Annotated in this window: 1 protein-coding gene; it reads right to left on the reverse strand. The window is 64.4% G+C overall.

The genetic code is table 11. The annotated features are described in order from the left end of the window. Positions 1–519 precede the first annotated feature (519 nt). Positions 520–1,042: DUF3558 family protein (locus ACTIDRAF_RS0222535; RefSeq protein WP_245533612.1), on the reverse strand; the 523-nt coding region annotated here is incomplete at its 5' end.

Here is a 1,042-nt window from a genome sequence, read left to right on the forward strand (position 1 = left end):
GTGAAACTACCAACACTGGCAGCGACAGTCTGGCGGTTCGGTTCGTGCTACCCACCGATGGCCCAACCCCGGGCGCACCCCGCGCCGGCTGGCTTCGTTCGCGCGCTGGGTGGCCGGGTCGCGCATGTTCCGCGTTGTTGACCAGCTGTGCGGCTCGGTCGCTGGCGCGAGCCGGCCGGTGACCCGGTAGGTGGGGTAGCGCATCACGGACTTGGTACTGGCGGGTGGGGGCCGTCACCTCCGGTTGGCCTCGGCTGGTGTGGCCACCACCCCGCTGACGTCCACGGACAAGGAGGGGTATGCGGGCCGTTGTGCGCCGAGGGGTGTTGACCGAATCACACGGGGTCAGAGCGGAAGGGCTGCGTGTCGGTCGCGTTCCGTCAACGTCGGGTCCTGGTTCAGGGTGGCTGGCGCCTGGTCGCAGTATCACCGCGCGGGCACTGTGGACGTGCTGCTGGGTCCCACTCGAGCGATGTCTGGGGGAGGACTCGGACCCGGGAAGCACCACCGTTGGTCTGGTCAGTCCGAGGACCGAGGCAATGAAGGCTCCACGGCCGCTGCGGTGTCCTCCGCTATGGCGCATGCTTGCTCGAACGTTTCCGCGTAATCAACAAAAATAGACACGTGGGCCTGTTCGCTCAAATCCAACGCGATTTGACAATGTTCCGATGCGGGTTTGTCGATGATGCGGAGCGCCCGCAACGGTCCCACGCTGATTTCCTCGACCGTGTAGTTTGTCAGATTCAGCTGATCAACATTGCGCTGCCAGTTCAGCTGAATTGCCATGATCGGGCTGCCTCCGCCGGGCAAGCGGTAGCCGCAGTCATAGGCGAGGCCGACGTCATCGAATGTGGCGCTCTCTGGGTCGAAGCCCAGGGTGGTGATGTCTTCATCGCTGAGGATTTCGCAGGGCAACATCTCCGACAGCTCTGCTGCCACATCCACTCCTGGCTGTTCGCCGGGGTTCCCAGGCGCCGACGGAGTGGCGCTGCCTGGAAGGGAGGAGTCCACTGTCGGTTTCACGGCGACTGCGGTTCCTTGT

Source organism: Actinoalloteichus spitiensis RMV-1378 (assembly GCF_000239155.1).
In the GTDB taxonomy this organism is placed as follows: domain Bacteria; phylum Actinomycetota; class Actinomycetes; order Mycobacteriales; family Pseudonocardiaceae; genus Actinoalloteichus_B; species Actinoalloteichus_B spitiensis.